The organism is Streptomyces koelreuteriae, assembly GCF_018604545.1.
Lineage (GTDB): Bacteria > Actinomycetota > Actinomycetes > Streptomycetales > Streptomycetaceae > Streptomyces > Streptomyces koelreuteriae.
In genome coordinates, this window is sequence record NZ_CP075896.1 from 8,208,667 (window position 1) to 8,229,846 (window position 21,180).

At 72.7% G+C, this 21,180-nt stretch carries 17 protein-coding genes; 6 read left to right on the top strand and 11 right to left on the bottom strand.

The window, feature by feature from the left end:
- Nucleotides 1-22: 22 nt before the first annotated feature.
- The gene (locus KJK29_RS36920; RefSeq protein ID WP_215123665.1) at nt 23-688 is read left to right on the top strand and encodes a CBS domain-containing protein; all 666 of its coding nucleotides are present in this window, start codon (nt 23-25) and stop codon (nt 686-688) included.
- Nucleotides 689-778: 90 nt separating this feature from the next.
- Here KJK29_RS36920 and KJK29_RS36925 read toward each other — a convergent pair whose 3' ends face one another.
- Entirely contained in the window at nt 779-1,684 is a 906-nt protein-coding gene (locus KJK29_RS36925) for a universal stress protein (RefSeq protein ID WP_215123667.1), read from the bottom strand.
- Nucleotides 1,685-1,928: 244 nt separating this feature from the next.
- Between KJK29_RS36925 and KJK29_RS36930 the strand changes: the two genes are divergently transcribed.
- A complete protein-coding gene (locus tag KJK29_RS36930) occupies nt 1,929-2,630 on the top strand; it encodes a response regulator (RefSeq protein WP_215123669.1) in 702 nt (233 codons plus the stop codon).
- 23 nt (nt 2,631-2,653) lie between these two features.
- On the opposite strand, the gene KJK29_RS36935 is transcribed toward KJK29_RS36930, so the two are convergent.
- Nucleotides 2,654-4,387 carry a sensor histidine kinase gene (locus tag KJK29_RS36935; protein ID WP_215123671.1) on the bottom strand — a complete coding sequence of 578 codons (1,734 nt, stop codon included), beginning with the start codon at nt 4,385-4,387 and terminating at the stop codon, nt 2,654-2,656.
- 149 nt (nt 4,388-4,536) lie between these two features.
- On the opposite strand from KJK29_RS36935, the gene KJK29_RS36940 reads away from it, so the two are divergent.
- Nucleotides 4,537-5,067: a MepB family protein gene (locus KJK29_RS36940; RefSeq protein WP_215123672.1), complete on the top strand. Its 531-nt coding sequence runs from the start codon at nt 4,537-4,539 to the stop codon at nt 5,065-5,067.
- Between the two features lie 28 nt (nt 5,068-5,095).
- Here KJK29_RS36940 and KJK29_RS36945 read toward each other — a convergent pair whose 3' ends face one another.
- Both KJK29_RS36945 and KJK29_RS36950 read right to left on the bottom strand, forming a co-directional pair.
- Entirely contained in the window at nt 5,096-6,862 is a 1,767-nt protein-coding gene (locus tag KJK29_RS36945) for a hydroxysqualene dehydroxylase (RefSeq protein WP_215123674.1), read from the bottom strand.
- A gap of 155 nt (nt 6,863-7,017) precedes the next feature.
- Nucleotides 7,018-7,809, bottom strand: a complete 792-nt coding sequence (locus KJK29_RS36950; RefSeq protein ID WP_215123682.1) for an LppX_LprAFG lipoprotein — start codon at nt 7,807-7,809, stop codon at nt 7,018-7,020.
- A 139-nt stretch (nt 7,810-7,948) separates the two neighbouring features.
- Here KJK29_RS36950 and KJK29_RS36955 point away from each other — a divergent pair, with 139 nt between their 5' ends.
- Nucleotides 7,949-8,110, top strand: coding sequence for a hypothetical protein (locus KJK29_RS36955; RefSeq protein ID WP_215123684.1), 162 nt, complete (start codon nt 7,949-7,951; stop codon nt 8,108-8,110).
- Nucleotides 8,111-8,652: 542 nt separating this feature from the next.
- On the opposite strand, the gene KJK29_RS36960 is transcribed toward KJK29_RS36955, so the two are convergent.
- Nucleotides 8,653-9,651, bottom strand: coding sequence for a hypothetical protein (locus tag KJK29_RS36960; protein WP_215123686.1), 999 nt, complete (start codon nt 9,649-9,651; stop codon nt 8,653-8,655).
- A 13-nt stretch (nt 9,652-9,664) separates the two neighbouring features.
- Nucleotides 9,665-10,363 (bottom strand): Crp/Fnr family transcriptional regulator, encoded by a 699-nt coding sequence (locus tag KJK29_RS36965; RefSeq protein ID WP_215123688.1) that lies wholly within the window; start codon nt 10,361-10,363, stop codon nt 9,665-9,667.
- A 93-nt stretch (nt 10,364-10,456) separates the two neighbouring features.
- Between KJK29_RS36965 and KJK29_RS36970 the strand changes: the two genes are divergently transcribed.
- Nucleotides 10,457-12,760 carry an Hsp70 family protein gene (locus tag KJK29_RS36970; RefSeq protein ID WP_215123690.1) on the top strand — a complete coding sequence of 768 codons (2,304 nt, stop codon included), beginning with the start codon at nt 10,457-10,459 and terminating at the stop codon, nt 12,758-12,760.
- Nucleotides 12,757-14,157, top strand: coding sequence for an Hsp70 family protein (locus tag KJK29_RS36975; protein WP_215123692.1), 1,401 nt, complete (start codon nt 12,757-12,759; stop codon nt 14,155-14,157). The genes KJK29_RS36970 and KJK29_RS36975 overlap by 4 nt, the downstream gene beginning before the upstream one ends.
- A 72-nt stretch (nt 14,158-14,229) precedes the next feature.
- Here the strand turns inward: KJK29_RS36975 and KJK29_RS36980 are convergent, their stop codons facing one another.
- The 5 genes from KJK29_RS36980 to KJK29_RS37000 form a co-directional block, all read right to left on the bottom strand.
- Nucleotides 14,230-15,822: a dynamin family protein gene (locus KJK29_RS36980; protein ID WP_215123694.1), complete on the bottom strand. Its 1,593-nt coding sequence runs from the start codon at nt 15,820-15,822 to the stop codon at nt 14,230-14,232.
- Nucleotides 15,819-17,801 (bottom strand): dynamin family protein, encoded by a 1,983-nt coding sequence (locus KJK29_RS36985; RefSeq protein WP_215123696.1) that lies wholly within the window; start codon nt 17,799-17,801, stop codon nt 15,819-15,821. The genes KJK29_RS36980 and KJK29_RS36985 overlap by 4 nt, the downstream gene beginning before the upstream one ends.
- A 56-nt stretch (nt 17,802-17,857) precedes the next feature.
- Nucleotides 17,858-20,275, bottom strand: a complete 2,418-nt coding sequence (locus KJK29_RS36990) for an Hsp70 family protein (RefSeq protein ID WP_215123698.1) — start codon at nt 20,273-20,275, stop codon at nt 17,858-17,860.
- A gap of 43 nt (nt 20,276-20,318) precedes the next feature.
- Nucleotides 20,319-20,516, bottom strand: coding sequence for a hypothetical protein (locus KJK29_RS36995; protein WP_215123700.1), 198 nt, complete (start codon nt 20,514-20,516; stop codon nt 20,319-20,321).
- A 64-nt stretch (nt 20,517-20,580) separates the two neighbouring features.
- Nucleotides 20,581-21,123, bottom strand: coding sequence for an RNA polymerase sigma factor (locus KJK29_RS37000; RefSeq protein WP_215123701.1), 543 nt, complete (start codon nt 21,121-21,123; stop codon nt 20,581-20,583).
- Nucleotides 21,124-21,180: the final 57 nt, after the last annotated feature.

A 21,180-nucleotide genomic window follows, 5' to 3' on the forward strand; every position in this document is an offset into this window, starting at 1 on the left:
CCGAGACCCGAGGAGAGCAACCATGCACGGCAGCCCGCACCTTGTCAGCGATGTCATGACGCACGCCGTCGTGGCGATCGGCCGTGAGGCCCTGTTCAAGGACATCGTCGAGGTCATGGAGCAGTGGAAGGTCAGTGCGGTACCCGTCCTCGAGGGCGACGGCCGGGTGATCGGGGTCGTCTCCGAGGCCGATCTGCTGCCCAAGGAGGAGTTCCGCGACACCGATCCGGACCGCTATACGCAGCGGCGCCGGCTCTCCGACCTGGCCAAGGCGGGCGCGCTCAGGGCGGACGAGCTGATGAGCTCCCCGGCCGTGACCGTCCACTCCGACGCCACCCTCGCCCAGGCCGCACGCATCATGGCCCAACGCCGGGTCAAGCGGCTGCCGGTCGTCGACGGGCAGGGCGTCCTCGAGGGCGTCGTCAGCCGCGCGGACCTGCTCAAGGTCTTCCTGCGCGCTGACGAGGAACTCGCCGAGGAGATCCGCCGCCAGGTCGTGGCCTGCCTCTTCCCCGCCCCCGTCGAGCCCATCGGCGTGGACGTGCGGGACGGAGTCGTCACCCTCACCGGCCGCATCCGGGACACCTCCCTCGTACCCGTCGCGGCCCGTCTGGTCCGCTCCGTCGAGGGCGTGGTGGACGTCGAGTGCCACGGCCTTCTCGTGTCGGACCGTGATCTCAGACCGTGATCCGGGGCGATCGGGTCCGCTGCCGCCGCTCCTCCAGCGGCAGCGCCGGCAGCGGGTGATTCACCGTTGTGACGGTAGGTCTCAGTCGCGTCAGTCGTGCGGAACCACCACGACGGGGGCGGCGACATGGTGCAGCACCGCATGCGTGACGGAACCGATACGCGTCCCGAACGGGTGGCGGTGAATCCGCCGTCCCACGACGACCAGCGACGCCTGGTGGGAGGCCTCGATCAGCTGAGCCGCCGCACCGCCCGAGCGGGACACCTCCACCACCTCGACGGACGGATACTTCTCCCGCCACGGACGCAGTGCGTCGGTGAGCGTGTCGGCGTGCGAGCGGACGACCTGTTCGTAGCGGTACAGGTCGCCGGCTCCGCCGTAGACGAACCACAAGGGCAGATGCCAGCCGTGTACGGCCCACAGGGAGGTCCCGCGCCGGGCGGCCGCGTCGAAGGCGAAGCCGATCACCGTCGCGTCGAGGTGGTCGACGTCGACGCCGAGGACGACCGGCCGGTACCGCGTGGCGGCCGAGGGAATGCCCGTCGCGTCCCTCTCGTGCTCGTCGGCCGCCTGCTCACCGGCCCGGACCAGGACCACGGGACGCTCGGCACGCGCCACCACGGCCAGGCCGACCGAACCCACCAGGAAGCCGCCGATGCCGCTCAGCCCCCGTGAGCCCAGGACGAGCAGGTCGGCGTCCTTGGCGGCTTCGCACAGCACCTTGCCGGGGTGGCCGGTCAGGTGTTCCGTGGTCACCTCGACGCCGGGGTGACGCAGACCGACACCGTCCGCGGTGTCGCGGGGAATCCTCTCGCCCCAGTCCTGCCGGGTCTCGGCACCCAGCTGCGGTGCCTGCTCGATGGGCTCCGGCGCCGGCTCCCACACGTGCAGGAGCCTCAGCGGCAGCCGCCGCTGCGCCGCCTCGCGGGCCGCCCATTCGGCGGCGGCACGGCTCTCGGGCGAGCCGTCGAGACCCACGGTGATCGTGCGGGACATGGTCTCCACCTCCGGAGTAGAAGCTCTCGATTCCAGCGTCGCCTCTCCCGGCCGCCGCGGTGGAGGGGCCATAGGTCCCCCTGCGGGGCCGAAGGGCCCTGCCGCACGGCCGGACCAGCGGGCGCGGCGGTACTCCGTCCACGGCACGCCTTGGGCCGATCGGCCCTGGTGCATCCGGCCGCCGCGCGTGATGATCGTGGTCACGGGCGGTCCGCAGTCCGCCCCCGGCCGACGAGGGGTCGAGATGACCGAGCCGCGCACCTTCACCGAGGAACACCCGATCCGGGTCTTCCTGCTCGACGACCACGAGGTCGTGCGCCGCGGCCTGTCCGACCTGCTGGACGCCGAGCCCGACATCGCGGTGGTCGGGGACGCCGAGAACGTCGGGCAGGCGCTCGCCCGGGGCCCGGCGCTCCGCCCCGACGTCGCCGTCCTCGACGTGCGCCTGCCGGACGGCGACGGCATCACCGTCTGCCGTGAGCTGCGCAGCCGGATGCCCGGGCTGGCCTGTCTGATGCTGACCTCGTTCGACGACGAGGAGGCCCTGCTCGACGCGATCATGGCGGGAGCCTCCGGCTATGTCCTCAAGCAGATCAAGGGCTCCGACCTGGTCTCGGCGGTACGCACGGTCGCCTCCGGGCGGTCCATGCTGGACCCGGAGACCACGGCCCGGCTGATGCGCTCGCTGCGCGCCGACCCGTCCGAGGAACCGGCCGTCGCCCCCGAGCTGGCGAGCCTGTCGCCGCGCGAGCGGGAGATTCTCGCCCTGATCGGGGACGGGCTCACCAACCGCGAGATCGGCACGAAGCTCTACCTGTCGGAGAAGACCGTCAAGAACCACATCTCCCGGCTGCTGGCCAAGCTCGGCGTCCAGCGACGGGTTCAGGCCGCGGTCCTCGCGTCGCAGTGGGACCACGCCGGGACCGGCGAGCACCGGCCCCACTGACCCGGGCAGCCGGCAAGCCACGGTCAGCCTCGGGGCGGCCGCACCGGCACCCGCCACACCACCCGGGTCCCGCCGCCTTCCGGGCGCTCGCCGAGCCGGAGGTCGCCGCCGAGCGTGACGGCCCGCTCCTCCATGTTCTTCAGACCGCTGCGCGCGGCACCTTCGGGTATCCCGCGACCGTCATCGGTCACCACGAGCGTCAACTCGCCCTGCGCACACCTCAGGTGCACGTCCACGGAGCGGGCCCCGGAGTGCCGGGCCACATTGCTCAGCGCCTCGCCGAGCACCGCCAGCGTGTGATCAGCGACATCGCCCGGCACATCCGTGTCCACCAGGCCTTCGATCCGCACCGCGGGAGCGAAGCCCAGGGACGAGGCCGCCGCCGTCACCGCGTCCGACACCCGGCCGCGCAGGCCGCCGCCTTCCCTCGTCCCGCCCCCGTGCGTCCGCAGCCCGAAGATCGTGGACCGAATGATCTTGATGGTCTCGTCCAGATCGTCCACGGTCCGCGACAGCCGCTCCACGGCCTCCGGATGGTCGATGAAACGCTGGGTGCTCTGCAGCGTCATCCCGGCCGCGAACAGTCGCTGAATGGCGAGATCGTGCAGGTCGCGGGCGATGCGGTCACGGTCCCGCAGGAGCACGATCTGCTCGGCGTCCCGACGCCGCTCGGCCAGCTCCAGTGCCAGCGCCGCCTGCCCGGCGAACCCGAGCAGGGGGCGCGTGTCGGCGTCCGTGAACGGCGTACGCCCCGCCTCGCGCCCCAGCAGCAGCACGCCCCCGGCCTTGCCTCCGGCCTCCAGCGGTACGCCGACCACGGGCCCGAGCCCGGCCCACTGCGCCGCGTCCCCGCAGGTCCGTGGATCCTCCTGGATGTCGGCGCTCACCGCCGGCTCCGCCGTCGTGAGGACGGCGGCCACGAACCCGTCCTGCCCGGACATCACCAGGCCACTGCGCCGCTCGGCGTCCCGCCCGACGGCGAGCAACGGCCGCAGCGCGGTCTCCTCGGGCACCCGCTCGGCGATCATCCCGGCATCGGCGTCGGCGATCTGACGCGCCTGCTCCACGATCAGTTCGAGGACGTCCGTGCTCGGAGCGCCCGACAGCAGGGCACGCGTGACCTCGGAACTCGCCCCCAGCCACCGCTCACGCAGCCGCGTCTCCTCGTACAGACGGGCGTTCTCGATGGCCACGCCCGCCGCCACCGCGAGGGTGGCGAGCACCGACTCGTCCTCGGCGTCGAACTCCTGCGCGCTGCGCTTCTCCGTGAGGTAGAGGTTGCCGAACACCTGGTCACGCACCCGGATGGGCACACCCAGGAAGGAGTGCATCGGAGGGTGGTGCGGCGGGAAGCCGTACGAGGCCGGGTGCTCGGAGATCTCCGTCAGCCGCAGCGGCTCGGGGTGCCGGATCAGCTCGCCCAGGATGCCGTGCCCGCTGGGCAGGTCCCCGATCCGGGCCCGCTGCTCGTCGCTGATGCCGACGGTGTGGAACGCGGAGAGCATACGGTCGTCGCCGATCACTCCCAGGGCCCCGTACTCGGCGTCCACGAGCACCACGGCCGCCTCGACGATTCGCCGGAGCACCTGGGCGAGATCCAGTTCCCGCCCGACCGACAGCACCGCCTCCAGCAGGCTGTGCACACGATCCCGGGTGCCCCGCGCCGCGTCGATCCGCGCCTGAAGCTCGTCCAGCAGTTCGTCCAGCCGCAGCTTGGGCAGGTGCTGCTCCGATCGACCGGGCCGTTCCCCGCTCATCGTCGCCTCCGACCGGCTCACGCGGACGCACCCGGATCAGGCGCCTTCCTTTCTCACGATAGTGCGTGGCGCCCTGGCCGGACGGGTTGCCTCCCCTCCGGCACCGGGACACAAGGCCCGGCGCGAGGGCGTGATGACAGGATGGCGCCATGGTGACGAATCAGCCGTGGGCGGGGCTTCACGGTGACCTGCTGGCGGCGAAGGTGTCGGTCTACGACCCGCTCGGTCTGTCCTGCTCGCCGCCGGTGCCGGAGCCGGAGAGCGCGGAGTACGCGGCTTGCGCGTTCACGCTCGACGGCCGCTCGGTGCGGTTCCGCGTGGCCAAGACCACCCCGACGAAGGCGGGCCAGTTCGTCACCGTGTGGCAGCGGTCCGTCGAAGGGCCGATCCGGCCCTTCGACACCGACGACGGAGTGGATCTCTTCGTCATCGGCAGCCGCGACGACGACGGCTTCGGACAGTTCGTGTTCCCGAGCGAGGTGTTGTGCGAGCGCGGCATCGTCTCCCGCGACGGCTCCTCCGGGAAGCGCGGATTCCGTGTCTATCCGCCCTGGGTGGCCACGACCAGCCGGCAGGCCCGCAGCACCCAGGCATGGCAGGCGAACCACTTCTTCGACCTCGACCAGGACGGCCCCACCGACCTGAGCCGCGCCCGCGCCCTCTACCGGGCGGCCGGCTGATACCGGACGGCTGGGTGACGTACGGCGTTCAGCCGATGTCGAAGACGTTCGGCAGCCGGAGGAGGTGGCGCGTGCGGTCGTGCCGCTTGAGTGCCTCCAGCTCGGGGGCCCGGTACAAGGGGGTCACGGTGCACCGTTCGGCGGTCGAGTCGATCTGGTCCAGCAGGGCGTTGACGGCCTGCCGGGCCGAGGAGTTGGCGCCCTCCATGGTGGCGAGATCGATGGGCACGGCCACGTAGTCGCCGGCCAGGAAGAGGTTCGGGATCTTCGTGGCCGAGCGCGGGCGGTGGTGGAAGGTCCCCACCGGGTGGATGAGCAACTGCTCCTCGTTGACGGGGTGGGGCGTGCCGAGTCCGTCCACGGCCGGGTCGAGGAACCACGAGTGCAGCACCGAGTCCTTCAGGACCGTACGGCCGGTGTCGTTGAGCGCCGCCTTCAGCTGCGCCCACACCTCGCGGGCGACTTCGGTACGGGTGCACTGCTTGGCCGTCTTGCCGTACAGGATGCCCGGACGGTCCCACTCCGAGACGTCGACGGACAGACAGTCCGCGACCGTGCCGTCGCCGAAGTCGGCGGGGAAGTCGTGGCCCGGCCAGTGCTGGGCCTGGGCGATCGCGGTCAGCGACCACGGGGAGTCAATGAGGTTGAGGTGACCGTGCAGGATCGGCGTACGTTCGGTCAGATAGAACTGCATGCCGGTCATCCAGTCCGTCTTCAGCCGGTCGCACTCGGCCAGTTGGGGGTCGGCGGCCCGTACGGCGGAGTTCCAGGTGCGGCGGGCGTGTTCGACCGGCATGGCCGAGATGTAGTGGTCGGCGGTGACCGTACGGCGCGCGCCTCCGGGCTCCTCCACGACGGCCCCGGCGATCGCACCCGAGTCCAGGGTCAGATCCCGTACGGTCCAGCCGACGCGGAACTCGACCCCGAGGGACGTCAGGTACGTCACCCACGGGTCGATCCAGGCCTCGTTGGTGGGTGCGTTGAGGATCCGGTCCAGCGGTCCGTCCGCGCCCCGTCCGAGGAGGTTGAAGACGAAGGCCTCCATCAGGGTGGCGACCGTACGGGTGCTGGCCTCCTCCGCCTTGGTGGCCACGATGTTGCGGGTGATGCCGACGGCGAGGATCCGCTGGTAGTCCTGGGACATCCGTCCGGCCCGTACGAACTCCCACCACGGCGTCCGCTCCCACACCTCGTCGCGGCGCTCGTCGCAGCTCGTGAGGAAGACCAGGAAGCGGCCCGCGAAGTAGAGGGCCTCGTGGAGGGGGAGGTTGAAGGCCGTGTCCAGGACCGAGGTGAGGGCGCGGCGGATCTCGTCCGGGGTGAGTTCCGCCGGGGTGTGGCCGGGCCAGGGGAGTGGGAGCCGGATGTCCTCGCGGCCGCCCGACCGGGCGAACAGCATCTCCTTCGGGGCGACGAGGTTGTCGTGGACACCGTTCGGGTTGCCGGGGAAGGGGATGCGCCGCATGGTGTCGGGCAGGTTGTGATAGATGCCGGGGATGAAGCGGAAGCCGTGTTCTCCCGGCAGCGGGCGGCGGCCACCCGTGCCGCTGTCCGGTACGTCCATGCTGCGGGCCTTGCCGCCCAGCGCCTTGCGTTCGTAGACCGTGACCCGGAAGCCGCGCTCGGCGAGTTCGTGCGCGGCCGTGAGCCCGGCGACGCCGCCGCCCAGGACGGCCACGGTCCGCGCCGCCGAGCCGTTCGCGGCCGAGGCCCGCCGGGCGGTTCCGAGGGCGACCCCGCCGCCGGCGGCGGCTGCGGCCGTGCCCAGGAACCCTCTGCGCGTGGTGCCGCTCATCGCTACCCCTTACCGTCGGTAACATCGGCGCATGAGGATAGGGGTGAGGCGGCGAACCCGGAAGACGGCCGACGTCACTTTGACTTGATGCAGCACCACGCGGCTGGGGCGCACGACTTCAGGGCAGGGCGACCCGGGACCGGGCGCGCACCCGCTCAGGCCAGCAGGACATCCTCGCCCGCCGTCACGGGGACGATCCGCTCGGCCGACGGCGCCTCGGCCTTCACCTGCGTCCCGAAGTCCGACAGCGTCAGCGTCGTCATGGCCTCCACACCGCCGAAGCAGGACAGCCGGGCCTGGACGGCGCGCCCCTTCGCGTCGACCCACACGTCCGCGTAGACGGGCATGTCGTCGCCCAGCGTCTCGCGTATTTCGTTCAGCCCCTGCTTCGTCTTCGCCGTCATCCCCAGCGACGCCGTGGCATGGTCGATCGTGCCCCGGTAGTGCACCGCCCGGGCGCCGTTCACCTTCTCCTCGCCCTCGTTCGACACCTGCCGCATCGCCTTCACCTGGCGGAGCAGGTGCTCGGGGTCGTTCAGCGGCGCCCGCAGGAAGAAGCGGGTCCGTGCCTCGCTCCGGACGGCCGAGGCCCACTCGCCCTCGCCCACCAGCCGCGAGCCCCGCAGATAGACGGTGTCACCGACGAAGACCTCCTCGACGGGGTCCATGCCACTGTCCTCGAACTCCACCGTGAGCCGGCCCCTGTCACCCGCCAGGTCGAAGGCGCCGGAGATCGTGAACACGTAGGTCGTGGGGCGGTCGACGTCCCGCAACTCGATCTTCTGGTCCACGCGGACACGGTCCGCGCTCGTCCTCTCGATCGCGGCCCGCACGGCCGCACCGTGCTCCACGGCCTTCGCACTCTTCCCCGAGTCGCTCTCCGTATCGCCGGAACAGGCGGTGCAGAGCAGGAGGACAGCGGCGAAGAGAAGGTGGGCACGGCGCATGGACTCTCCGAGGGATGACTGCTGCGGCGGGGTGGTGCCCGAAAGGGCCGGTAGATCTTCGCACGAAACCGGTGACGGGACCCGGCGAAATGAGGAAGGTTCCCGGGAACATCGGCCTGCCGGCCGGAGTCCAAGGAGCATGACGGAACCCACGATCGACACCTGGGAAGACGGGGAGTACACCTCCGACGAGGTGATCGAGGCCGCCGATCACCAGGGATACCTCTCCATGGACGACTACATCCACGACCACAACGCCCTCACCCCGGACCCCCACCCTCAGACCGCCGACGACGACTGAGCGCACCCGGCATCAACTCCTAGCGCACAGGCTCATTCGAGGCATTTGCCCGTGCGGGGGCGGGCCGCCTCGCCCTAGGTTCCTGGGCAGATCCCGTTCCGCCCGTGGGTACAGAGGAGAGCCATGCGCATCGACGAGAGGGAAGCCGCACGACTGATCGACTCCGAGCGGGGGGAACTCGTCGCTGTCGCAGCGCTCATCACCTGCGGCGGTGTGGACGACGTACGCGACGCACTGCGGGACGGGCTGCGGACCGCTTGCGCGGAGGATGCGACGGCCGACCGGATCCGGCTGTTCGGGGCGGTCGCGGCGGCCGCCGAGCGACGGGCTCGCCCGGCCGGTCCGGCGCAGGGGCCGGAACCCCGCGTGCCGGGGCGTCCGCCTCTGATCGTCCTGCACGCCGAGACGCGTGCCGTGCTCGTCCTGCGGTACCGGATCGGGCTGACGTGCCGGGAGACCGCCAGGGCGCTGGACATTCCGGAGTCCGCGGTGCGTTGCGAACTGCTTCTCGGCGGGTCCGCGCTGCTGGGGCAGTTGACGGCTCAGGGCCAGCCGTCGTCGTCGGGCGAGGAGTCGTCGCCTTCCCAACTGTCCGCCGGGGTATCCCCGTTGTCTTCGAATGTTCCGATGTCGGAGTCGTGGAACGCGTCCCGCTGTTCGTGCAGATCCTCCGGATCGGCCAGGTGTCCGGAACGCGTCTGCTGTACGGCTCGGTGACCGGACGAGCCGGCGGCCGTCGAGCCGCCCGGCGCCCGGCCGTCGTCCGAGTGGTTCTGGTATCCCTCGGCGTCCGTGCCTTGACCTCCATGGTGTTCCAGCGCCCAGAGGCCCACGGTCGTGAACGGCGCCCCCAGGTCGAACCGTGGTTCGATCCACGTGCCCGAGGCCTTCGGTGGGGAGACCGGCCGGCTGGGGTCGGCGGGGCGGTCGGGCGCGGGGGACAGCTCCCCGCCGGGCCCGAACAGGCTCAGCCAGGCAGGGAACGGACGACCGTCCACGACCGGTGTCAGCGGCCGGAAGCTGTCCGGAGGCAGGCCGTCGTAGCCGTGCCGCACCAGATCCCGGTAGAGCTCCTCGCCGACCGCGAAACTCACCTCCGCCCACGGCGCCGCCCGGAAGGCTTCCTTCAGCGCGTCCGCGTCGACCAGCCGGCACGCCTCGACGACGCCGTCCCCCGCGAAGCCCAGCGCCGAACGGTGCACGATGCCCACCGCGGCCGCGGTCCGTACCCGCAGCCGCTCGGGTTCCGTACGGCCCTGGTTGTCGCGTCGCAGCGCCAGCGTCAGGACCCGCAGCAGCTCCGGCACCACCGTGGTCTCCACGACCCCGGGCGGCAGGATCAGCAACTCGCCGTCACCACGGTCCTGCCGGTCGCAGGTGCCCCGGTCGACCCCGGCCGCCGCGCACGCTTCCTCCAGAGCACCCAACAGCCGCTTCTGGGCCACCGCTTGGCGGGGCACGGTGCGGGCCCCCGAGTCCGCCGTGTCCACCACGAACGCCAGCCGCCTGACGCCTCCCGGCCATGTGGTCCCCGCGTTCATGCCGCCCCCGCGTTCATCCGGCCTCCCCCGCCAGACGGGCCAACCCGTGCCCGTCCAGGATCACGATGCTGCGGTATCCGGTGCTGATGGCCCCGGCGCCGCGCAGGGCCGCGAGCGCGCGCTGCACCTGCGCGCGGGACGCGCCGACCAGGGCGGCGATCTCCTGCTGGGTGAGCGGCGCGGTGATCACTGTGCCGCCCGCCTCCTCGCTGCCGTACGCGCCGGACAGCGAACGCAGCAGCCCGGCCGTCCGCATCTCCACCGGGTCCGTCGCCCGCAACCGGAAGTGCGTCGCCTCGCGCAGCTTGGAGCTCATGTACTGGTGCAGGACCAGTCCGGCTTCCGGTGCCCGGCGGAGCCAGCCGTGCAGATCGTTCTCCGCCACCCGCAGGGCGGTCACCGGCGACACGGCCAGTACCGACGCGGTGCGCGGACGGCCGTCCAGCGCCCCCAGTTCTCCCACCATGTCTCCCGGGCCCCGCAGGGCGAGCAGCGTCGGCTGCGGACGGCCCCGGGCGGCCATGACCTTGACCCAGCCCGCCCACAGCAGCAGCGCGTGCCGCGACCGTTCCCCCTCGGTGAGCAGGACGGCGCCCGGACGGAACGTCACCCGGCGTCCGATGCCCCGCAGTTCCGCGACGGCGGCGGCGGGCAGCCGGGGCAGCAGGGCACCCGCACCTCGCCGGCCGGCGGGCCACTCGGGCTGACTCATATGCCCAAGTTCAGCCCGTCGGGCGGGATTCGTGCAACCCCATGAGCACAACTGACACGTCCTGCGGGAACAAAAGGCGCCCGGCCCGGATCCATGAAGACCGAAGACCGGGGTGCGGCCAGCGGGCCGGCTGACACGGGCGGGGGTGCGGCGGTGGAGGAACCGGTGCTGTGCGTGGACATGGGGGCGACCGCCACGCGGGCCGCTCTCCTCATCGGCACCCGGATACGGATGCTTCGCGACCCCGACGGCAGCGCGGCGGACTGGCCCACCGCGGTGTTCGCGGACGGAACGGGCCTCCTCGTCGGACGGGCCGCCGTACTGCGGGGACGCGAGCGGCCGGAAGCGCTGCGCGGGGAGCTGCCCGGGGACCTCGGCCGCCGGGCCCGGGTCCGGGCGGGGGAACGGTCCTGGCTGCCGGACGAGTTGGTGGGGGCGCTCCTGCGGGTGCTGCGGGACCAGGCGGAGACGATCGCGGACCGGCCCGTCACCACGGCCCTGCTGACCGTCCCGGCGGGAACGGGCGCCGCGGACCCGTGGCGCGCGGGGATGCTCTCCGCAGCCCGGCGGGCCGGGCTCACGACGGTCGAGCTACTGGCCGAACCGGTCGCCGCGACCCTCGCCCTCGGGGACGGGGGAGGGCTGCGGGACGGCGACCTGGTCCTCGTCCACGACCTGGGCGGCTCGACCTTCACGGCGGCCCTCGTCCGGATGCGCGGCCCTGGCCGTGCCGATCACGATGTACTCGGCCGACTCACGCTGGACGGCTGCGGGATGCGGGACATCGAGGGCGCGGCCCAGGCCACGCTCCGCGCGGACGGCGCCCCGGGCTTCGCGGGCCCTGCGGCCGACGGACCGTGGGGCCATCCGGCGCACAGCGACGCGGACGGGGGACAGGCGTACCGGGACCGTCTGCTGAAAGCGGCGGGCGCCGCCCGCTTCGCCGAGATCGCGGCGCCTTTCCTCGACCGGGCCGCGGCGTGCTGCGAGGAGGTCCTGGACACCGCACGCGTGGAGCCGGGCCGGGTCGCCGCGGTGCTGCCGGTGGGCGGCGGCGGGGGCAGCCCGGTGGTGCTGGGCCATCTCACCCACCGGCTCGGCATCCCGGTACGGGCCGTCGAGCGGCCCTTGCACGCGGTCGTACGGGGAGCCTGTGTCCGGGCCGTGTACAGCGCGCGCCGCACCGCCCGCCCTCGCCGCCCCGCCGCGGGCGCGGTGCCGCTCACCTGGGACCTGCCCGGAGGCCGTGGCGTTCTCGTCGAACGGCGCGTCGAGGCGGGGGCGGCGTTCGCTGAGGGCGAGCTGCTGGCCCGGGTCCGGGTGCCGGACGGTTCCCTGCACCAGCTCGTGGCGGACGCCGGTGGCCGGATCACCGCCTGGCACGCCGCCGTGGACGACGAGGTGTTCACCGGAGACTGGCTGCTCACCGTGAGCGCGGACCGGCCGGCGGCCGGGGCCGGTATGCCCGCTCCCACGGGACGGGCCGTCTGGCGGACACACGCGGAGGCCGTGACCGCCGTCGCCTTCAGCCCGGACGGCCGCTTCCTCGGCACGGGCGGCGCGGACCGGTCGGTGAGCGTCTGGGACCTGGGGACCGGAGGCGAGCGGGCGTCCGCGGAACTGGACGACGACGTCACCGCCGTCACCTTCTCTCCCACGCGGCCGTTGGCCGCCGCCAGGGACGTGGCCGGCGGGCTGGTGGTGCTCGACCACGAGCAGGAGGCGCCGGTGTTCGTCGAGGAGTCACTGAGCGAGGGCGGCGACCTCGTCTTCACCGATGACGGCGGACTGCTGGTCGCCGTGGAGCCGGAGCACACCGGCTTCGACGCGGTGTGGTTCACGGACACCTGGAAGGAAGCCGAGCCGGGGGACTTCGACAGCCTGCCGGACGGCATCCCTCCCGTGCTGGTACTGCTGGACGACGAGTGCGCCACACTCAGCAGTCCCTCCTTCTGGCGGATATTGGAGGAGTTCGACGATCAGGACGACTTCGCCAGACTGGCGGACGCCTACGACGACCTGTTCGGCGCGCACGCCCGGCCCACCGTCTTGGCCACGCCGGCCGTCCTGTTCGTCGCGGGCCACCGCCCGGACGGCGTCCTGAAGATTCCGGCCCGGGGCGTCACCCTCTTCGCCTGCTCGTCCGCCGCGGGCCTCCTCGCCACCTGCGCCCCGGCAGCGGGGGTGACGGTGTGGAGCCTGGAGGACGGCCGGCTCCTGCGCACCCTCCCGGTGGAGGACGACGCGCTCTGCCTCGCCTTCGCCCCCGACGGCAGCAGGCTGGCCGCCGGACTCTCGGACGGCACGACCGTCATCTGGACGCTGACCCGGACCGCCGCCCCCGCCGTGGCCGACAGCGTCTTCCGCAGCGACGAGCGGCAGGAGACAGCCCCATGAGCGGCACGACCGCGCCATCCGTCCTCGCCATCGACTTCGGCACCACGAGCACCTGCGCCGCGCTCGTCAGGAACGGGACCGTGCACCGGCTGCGCGAGCACATCGGCGACGGATGGTGCTGGCCGTCCGCCGTCCTGTTCGACGGCACCATGCCGTACGTCGGCACCGCGGCCGAGCGGCGCCGCCGGCTCGCTCCGGCCGCGTACCGCGACGAGATCAAGTGCACCCTGGGCCAGGGCACGCCCGTCGACCTGGCGGGGCGCGGACACCGGCCCGGGCTCCTCGTCTCGCTCCTCCTCCAGGCCGTACGGGCCGAGGCGGAACGCGTGGGCGGCGGCCCCGTCAGCCGTACGGTGCTCACCGTCCCCGCCGCGTACGGCCCCGCCGATCCGCGGCGCGAGGAACTGCTCGGCGCCGCCCGGTCGGCCGGTCTGCCCGCTGTGGAGCTGTGCCCCGAACCGGTCGCCGCGGCCCTCGCGCCCCTCGCCGGAGGCCCCCTGCCGCCGGGCGCCACCGTCCTGGTGCACGACTTCGGGGGAGGCACCTTCGACACCGCGCTGGTGCGTCTGGCGTCCGGGAAGGACGTGGACGGCGGCGACGGGGAGCACACGGTCCTCGCGCACGCGGGTGAGGAATGCGGGGGCCGGGACCTCGACGGCATCGTCGTCGCCGAACTGCGGGCGCAGGGCGGCCCGGAGCTGGCCGAACTGCTCCCGCCGCCCGAGGGCGAGCTGACCGTCCGCGCGCTGCGCCACCGCATCGAACTGATCGATCTCGCCCGGCAGCTCAAGCACCGGCTCGCGACCGAGAGCGCCCCGTCCGATGTGTTCACGCCGGCCGAGCGCACCTTCACCCTGCACCGGGACCGTTTCCTGGACCTCGCCGGACCGCTCTACGAACGCACCACCCGGTGCTGCGCACGGCTGCTCGCCGAGGCCGCTCTCCTGGACTCCTCCGACCGCCCGCCGAAGGCCGACGCCGTGGTCCTCGTGGGGGGATCGAGCCGGCTGCCCGGGCTGGCCGCTCATGTGGAGGAAGCCCTCGGACTGCCCTTGTACCGCGCCGAGGATCCGCGTACCGCCGTCGCGGAGGGGGCTGCCGCCTGGGGAAGGGCCAGGACGGTGCGCACGGTCGCGGCGACCGGCCCTGTTCCCGGACGCACCCCGCTGTGCTGGCCCCTGCCCCCGGGGGCCTCGACCCTGGTCGACTGGTACGTGGCACCCGGCGCCCGCTACGAAGCGGGCGCCGTCCTCGGCCGGGTACGGACCGAGGAAGGCTCGCTCATCCAACTGTCAGCCCTGTCGGCGGGACGAGTACGGGCCCACCATGCCCGTCCCGGCGACCGTGTGCGGGACGGGGAGTGGCTGCTGACCGTGGTCCGCGGCGACGACGGCTGAGCGGACGGGCGGGTACGGGACGGGCGGGTACGGGACGGGCATGGCGGCCCTTGCCCCGCCCCGCCTCCCGCCTCAGACCTCCCGGCCGCCGCCCTCTCCGCGCGCGTCCGGCCCGTGCGACTCCTCCAACTCGTGCAGCAGATGCTCGTACGCGCGTACCACCGTCCGCGCCGCCTCCCGGGACGGGCCGTACAGCATCCCGGACTGCCAGCGCACCAGCCAGACGGAGTGCCGGCGCCGCGCCTCCGCACGCAGCGCGTCCGCGCCGGCGCCCTCGGGCAGTCCCAGCCGGGCGGCAGGGCTACGGCCGAACTCGCCCAGGGCACGCCGTAGTTCCTCGTTCTCCTCGACACCGAGCCGCAGCCGCCCGCTGTACAGCTCACGCAGGGTCCGCAGCTCCGCGAAGCCGGGTTCGTTCAGGGCCAGGGCCTCGAAGCCGCCGAGGGCCGCGTCCAGCAGCGACCGCTCGCGGGGGCCGGCGCCGGCCGCCAGGTCCTTGGGCATCCGCCGGATGCGTTCCAGCGATCCGTCGAGCTTCAGCAGCGCGGAGCGGTGGCCGAAGTGGTCGGTCAGTCTGCCCCGCAGACCGGTCAGCCCGCTGTCGTCCAGCAGGATCGCGCGCAGCTTCGCGGGATCCCGTACGCCGTCCCGCAGCAGTCCGCAGACGGTGTGGATGCCGTACGGGCCGAAGCGGTTCCACAGGGCCCGGCGGCGTGCCGCGTCGAGCGGGAATCCGTCCCCGGCGTTCACGAACATCTTGGCGTCCGACAGGCGGAGCGACAGGGCCGCCGAGGGAGCCTTCGCCAGCTCTTCGAAGGTGGCGACGGTCTCCTCGTCGAGGGTGGCCGCCGCCTGGCCGAGCAGGCCGCACACCGGCGTCAGGTCGAAGAGCCGCCGGCGCATGCCGGGCGCGTCCCGCATGATGCGGTCCGCCTGGCGGCGGCCCAGCACCAGTGGATGCGGGCCGCCCTCCTCCCACAGGTACTCGCACTTGGTGAGCACCCCCAGCGTCGTCAGCGGTGTCGAGGTGGCGAAGTCGGGGCCGAGGAACTGCGCGACGACATCCGCGTCGGTCCGGGAGGGACCACGCACCGGGAGGACCAGGATCAGGGCGTCCGCCGCCGAGGCGTGGCGGAGGCTGGCGTCCATCACGTCCTCCGGCCGCAGCCGCAGGAACTCCAGGGTGTTGAGCGAGTCCTCCCCGAAGACACAGTCCAGCCCCGGGGTGTCGATGAGTTCGAAGTCCTCCAGATAGGGGGCCGGGATCTCGACCACGACCTCCGCGATGCCCCGCAGCTCCTCCAGATGGTCCTCCCGGCGCGCCGTCAGCTCCTCCAGCCGCTCCGGCGAGTACGGGACCGAGGGGCGGCCGTCCTTGTATCGGACGAGCAGCCGGGGTGTCTCGGAGTACCGCAGCCGGTTGACGTTGAAGGTCAGCTCCTGCGAGCCGGTGGCCACCCGCTCCTCGCCGATCAGCGCGTTGACCAGCGTGGACTTGCCGGTGCTGATACGGCCGACCACGGCGACACTCATCTTCTTCCCGGCACGCCCCCGTTCCGCCTCGAACGCGGCCCGCAGCACCTCCGCGGAGCCGCCGCCGCGGGCCATCAGCCGCAGCGCGGACTCGAAGGCCGCCTTCACCCGGTCCGCCAGACCGTCGCTCATGCGGCTTCGCCCTCCGCGTCCGGTCCGGGGCCGGACCGCCCCTCGGCGAGCCGGTTGACCGCGCGCACCAGGGCGGCGATCCGCTCGCGGCCGTCCTTGAGCGGCCGCTGCTCGGTCTCGAGTTCGCCCAGCCGCCGGACCGCCTCCTCCGCCGTGCGCTGGGCGCTGTCCTTCAGCCGCTTCAGGGTGTCGGCGGTGCGTTCCTGCTCGCGGGCGATCCGGCTGTCCAACTCGGCCGTGATCTCCCGGGAGAAGTCGCCGATCGCCTCCTGCGCGGCCTGCTCGATCCGGGGCGTCTGGTCGCGCCGGGCCCGCTGGACGGAGTCGGCGAGTTCACGACGCCGCTGCTCGATGACATGCTCGGGGATCTCCCGCTCGACCGTCTCGTACCAACGCTGTTCCGGGGTGTCGAGCACCTTCTTCTCGTAGGTCTCGTACACCGGGGAGAAGAAGTCCTTCGTCCGGTTCCAGCCGTGCTTGACCTTGTTCCAGAAACCGGACGGCGGAGGGCCGGAGGCCCGCTTCTTCTCCCGGGTCCTGGTCTCCTTGCGGTAGGTGGCCGGGATGACGTGCCCCACACGCTCGGTGGGCTTGTGCAGCCGCCCGAACGCGGCGAGGTCCACCACGGGCGGCGCCGGCATCTCGCCGAGTTCGCTGCCGCCCAGCTCCAGGCCGATGTCCCGCGCCAGCCCCCGCTGCAGCTCAGCGGCCCGCCGCGCCGCCCATTCGGAGACCGTCGTACGGGCCATGCCCAGATCGCCGTTGACCCGCAGGGCCAGCAGGTCGGGCTGCTCCAGATGCATGCGCACCGACAGATACTCCGTCTCCGCCCGGCTCCACACCCGGTCGAACTCGCGCGCCGTGCGCTCGCTCACCTTGGCGCGCAGTCCGTCCAGTTCGTCCTCAAGGCGCTTGCGCCAAGGAGCCGCGCCGGAGGACAGCTCCGCCAGCCGGGCCGACTCCCGCTCCGTCTCCCGGTTGAGCTCGTCCAGCCGGGCCTTGCTGGTGTCGCGCAGCGCGCTCTCCTCCGCCAGCAGCGGATCCAGCAGCGTACGGACGGCCGCGTCCGCCTCGCCCAGCGCGCCGCCGAGCAGGACCCGGGCACGGTGCCGGGCCAGCCGCGCCCAGAGGACCTCCTCGAGTTGGGGGAAACCGGAGTTGTGGAGCAGCTCCGCGCGCAGCTCGGGGTCGTCGCCGCCGATCCCGGCCAGATACTGCTGCTTGAGCTTGCTGGAGACCGGCACGATCAGCACGTCCTCCGGGGACCTGCCCGTGATCGCGGCGATCTTCTTGCGGTTGGCGGCCAGGTCGGTGTCGATGTCCGCCCTGCGGTCCGACTTCGTGAGCACGTAGAACATCGCGTCGGGGTGGTCGGCCGCCTTGACGGCGTGCGCCGCCTCGCGCAGGAAGACCGTCTCGCTCTCGGTGAGCGGCTCCTCGGCCGAGACGACGAAGAGGATCGCGTCGGCGGTGGGAAGCTGCTCCTGCGTCACCAGCGTGTGTTCGTGGTAGACGCCCCCGACTCCGGGGGTGTCCACCAGCACCAGACCGGACTTGAGGCGGTGCGAGTCCAGCCTCAGATCGAGGAGGACCGCCTCGTCCTTCCGGCTGCCGCTCTCGGCCGCGTACTCGCCGATCTGTTCGAGCCTGATGGGCTTGACGACGAGCGAACCGTCCGGCGCCTTCAGGGTGACATCGGCGGCCTCGGTCTCACCGCGCCGGATCGTGGCGGCGATGCAGGTCGCGAAGTAGTGGTCGACCGGGAGGATGTTGGGGCGGTCCAGCAGGGCGTTGAGCAGACTGGACTTGCCGCGGTTGAACTCCCCGCACACCACCACGGTCAGCTCGCCGGAACGCAGCCGCTCCTGCGCCCCGTACAGCCGGTCCGCCGTCTGCTCGGCGGCCCGGTCCCGGGCCACCTCGACGACGGTGCCGAAGACGGCCAGGATCTCATCGCGGATGGACTCGTAGTCGGCCATATCCGTCCTCTTCTCCGGGTGGAGATCCCTGGTCCGAGATCCCCTCCGGTCACAGGTCAGAGATCCCAGACGTGGATCTCGCGGTCGGTGGCGGCGATCAGGGTGGTGGCGTCCGCGCCGAAGGCCAGGTCGCGGACGGGCATCGGGAAGAGCATGCGCTGTGCGGAGCGGGGGACCTCCCGCACCTCATCGGCCGTCGCGGGGTGCGGAAGTTCCCAGACCGCGACGAGGCCACCGGGGTCGGCGGCCGCGAGCAGACGCTCGTCCGCGCTGACGGCCAGGAGGTGCGGCTTGACCAGGGCCGGGTCGTGCAGGCGGAAGGCATGCCCGTCGAGGCTCCACACGTCCACCGCCTGCGGGACACTCGACCCCGAGGCGAACCCGGCCGTGGACGGCAGGGCGAGCAGTTTGCGCGGGTCGTTGACGGTGAGGTGCGGGGGCTGCGCGAGCTGACGCCCCTGCACATGGCAGATGATCACACTGTTGCCGACGGGGAACGCGGCGAACTCCAGCGCCGGATCGAGGACCAGCTGCTCACCGGTCATGCTGTAGCGCGACAGATCGGCCTCGGTGAGCACGTCCCCGCCGGCGAGAGCGAAGATCCGAAGGCGCCGCTGATTGCTGAGTACGGCGAGCCGGGTGCCGTCGGAGGAGAAGGCGGCGGTGAGGCAGGCCCCGTCGAAGGGGACGGACCCCCGTACCTCACCGGAGACGACATCGACGACGTCGACCCTCTGGGCGTGGCCGGTGCCCTCCACCGGTACGACGGCGAGGAGCGTCCCCGAGCATCCGGCGGACACCACCCGGAAGACCGAGGGCAGTTCCCACAGCGGCTTGAGCCCGTCCGGGTTCAGTTCCCAGCCCACCGTCCCCTGACCGTGCTGGGTCACGACATGGCGGCCGCCGGGCACCAGCAGGACGCGTCCGTAGGCCGTGGCACCGTCACCGATGGGCAGGGCGGTGCTCGGCGGGGGTGCCAGGTCCTCCCACGACGGCAGGGCGCCCGCGCGGGTACCGCGCCGCCGCCCCCGCCCGGCCGGCTCGTCCCGTCCGGTCGTGACCAGCCAGTCGCCGGAGGAGATGTCGGAGCCGGCCTCCGAGTGCAGCTGCGCCACCCTGCCGGGGCGCCCGTCCGCGCGGAGTTCCCACAGCCCTCCGTCGGTCAGCCGGACCAGGGCGAACACCGCGTCGGCGGGGTAGTCGTCACCGGGTCCGACGTACCACTGCAGCAACTTCCCGGTTCCTCCACCCGGCAACTCCCAGGAGAGCGGGACACTGAGACCGGCGGGCCGCCCGGCGACCGAGTACCTCTCGGTGGCCGTCCCCGCCCACGCGGCCGCGCCCTGCGCCACCGCCAGCTCCGGGTCCTCCACGCCGCGCAGCAGCCCCGGGAACGCCTGCTCCAGCGCGTCCCGCACCGCCGGCATCCGGGTGGTGCCGCCGACCAGCAGTACGGCCGCCAGCCGGTCGGCGCTCCGTCCGCAGCGGTCGAGGAGGTCCCGGCAGCAGGCGACGGTACGGGTGACGAGGGGCGCGGTGAGTTCGGCCAGCCGGGCGCGGTCGAGGCCGACGGGCAGGCCCGCGGAGCGGAAGAAGTCCTCGATCTCCGCCTCCACGCTCAGCCGGTGCTTGAACCGGTGCGCGAAATCGCCGAGGTCGAGCGTGCGCCGCAGCCCGTCCTCCGCGTTCGCCGTCGGGCCGGAGGACTTCGCGGCGGACCTCCCGGAGGCCTTGGCGCCGCCCTTCTCGTCGTCCTGCTCCGGCCCCGGGCGCAGCCAGGACGAGAGCGCGGCGCCACCGCGCCGTACGAGTTCCTCCGCGAGCAGGACGTCGATGTCGTGGCCGCCGCAGTCGTCCAGTGCCGCGTGTCCCAGCACCTCCACGGTCCCCTCCGCGTCGTCCTGCTCCGTGGTCCTGATCAGTGCCGCGTCGAAGGTGCCGCCGCCGAAGTCGTACACCAGAACAAGGCGTCCCGGTTCGAAGGCGGCTCCGGCCAGCGGGGCGAACGCCGCGGCCACCGGCTCCGGCAGCAGATCGACGGCCGTGAGCCCCGCCGCCTCGCCGGCGCCGATGAGCAGGCCGCGGCGCGGGTCACCGGGGCCGTAGGAGGCGGGGCAGGTCAGCACGGCCCGTGTGATGGGCCGGCCGTACAGGCGTTCCGCCTCCCCGCGCATGGCGGAGATCAGCGCGGTCACCAACTGCTCCGCCTGGTAGGAGGCGTCGCCGAGCACCAGCGGGGCGCTCTCGCCGAGGTTCCGTTTGAACTCGCCGCGGAAGGAGGACGGGTACATGGCCTTGCGGTGCTCGGCCGGTGTGCCGACCAGCAGCCGCGAGCCGTCCCAGGACACGGCCGAGGGCCACGCCCAGGAGTCGCCCGAGGGCTCCTTGACCATGCGGACCCGGCCGTCGGCGAGCAGCGCCACGGCCGAGGTGGAGGTGCCGAAGTCGATGGCGAGGACGGGTTCGTGCGCCATGGGGAGGGAGCCGCCTTTCGTTCGGGCCGGTACGGAATTCGCTTCAGAGCTGACGGGCAGGCATGTGGTCCAGCGCGTCGGCGACCAGCGCGCCCCAGGACGCGTCGTCGATCTCCGGCAGGGGCAGGACGGTGAGCAGGGCGTGCAGCCGGGCCAGGATCTCGGGCGTGGCCACCGTGTCCGGGTCCGTCTCCGGTGGTTCCGGGGGGTTCGGCAGGCGGTCCCGCCGCTCCTCGTTCATCTCGGTCTCCTCTTCGCAACGGGGCGGGGATCGGTTGGGTCGTGCTCCGTACCGCGGTCGTGGTTCAGTCGAGCCGGAGCAGCTCCAGCAGATCCATCCGGGCCCGGGACAGACGGCTCTTGACGGTGCCCATCGGTATCTGGAGCACATGCGCGATCTCCTCGTAGCTGCACCCGCACAGATGCCGTAAGACGACGACCGCGCGGAAGTCGACGTCCAGCGCGGCCAGCGCCTGCCGCACGCGCAGACCGTCGGTGACGCGTCCGTCCACCGCACGGACGGGCTCCGTGGGCAGGACGTCGTCGCCGACGGGGTACGGGCGACGGCCCCGCTGCGCGATCTCGGCCTTGGCGGCGTTGACGGCGATGGCGCGCAGCCATGTCGTGAAGCGGGCCTCGGAGCGGAAGCCGCCGATGGCGCCGGTCACGCGTATCAGCGCGTTCTGGCAGGCGTCCAGGGCGTCCTCCCGGTTGCCGGTGATGCCCGCGCACACGGTCAGCACCGTGGTGCGATGCCGGCGCAGTAGTTGTTCGAGCGCGTGCCGGTCGCCCTGCACCGCGCGTGGTACGAGTTCCTCGTCGCTCAGACCCGCCAGGTCCTGCGACATCACGTTCCCCAACACCGACCCCCCACAGGTGTGCCCTCGTCAGTCGCGTCCGCCGAC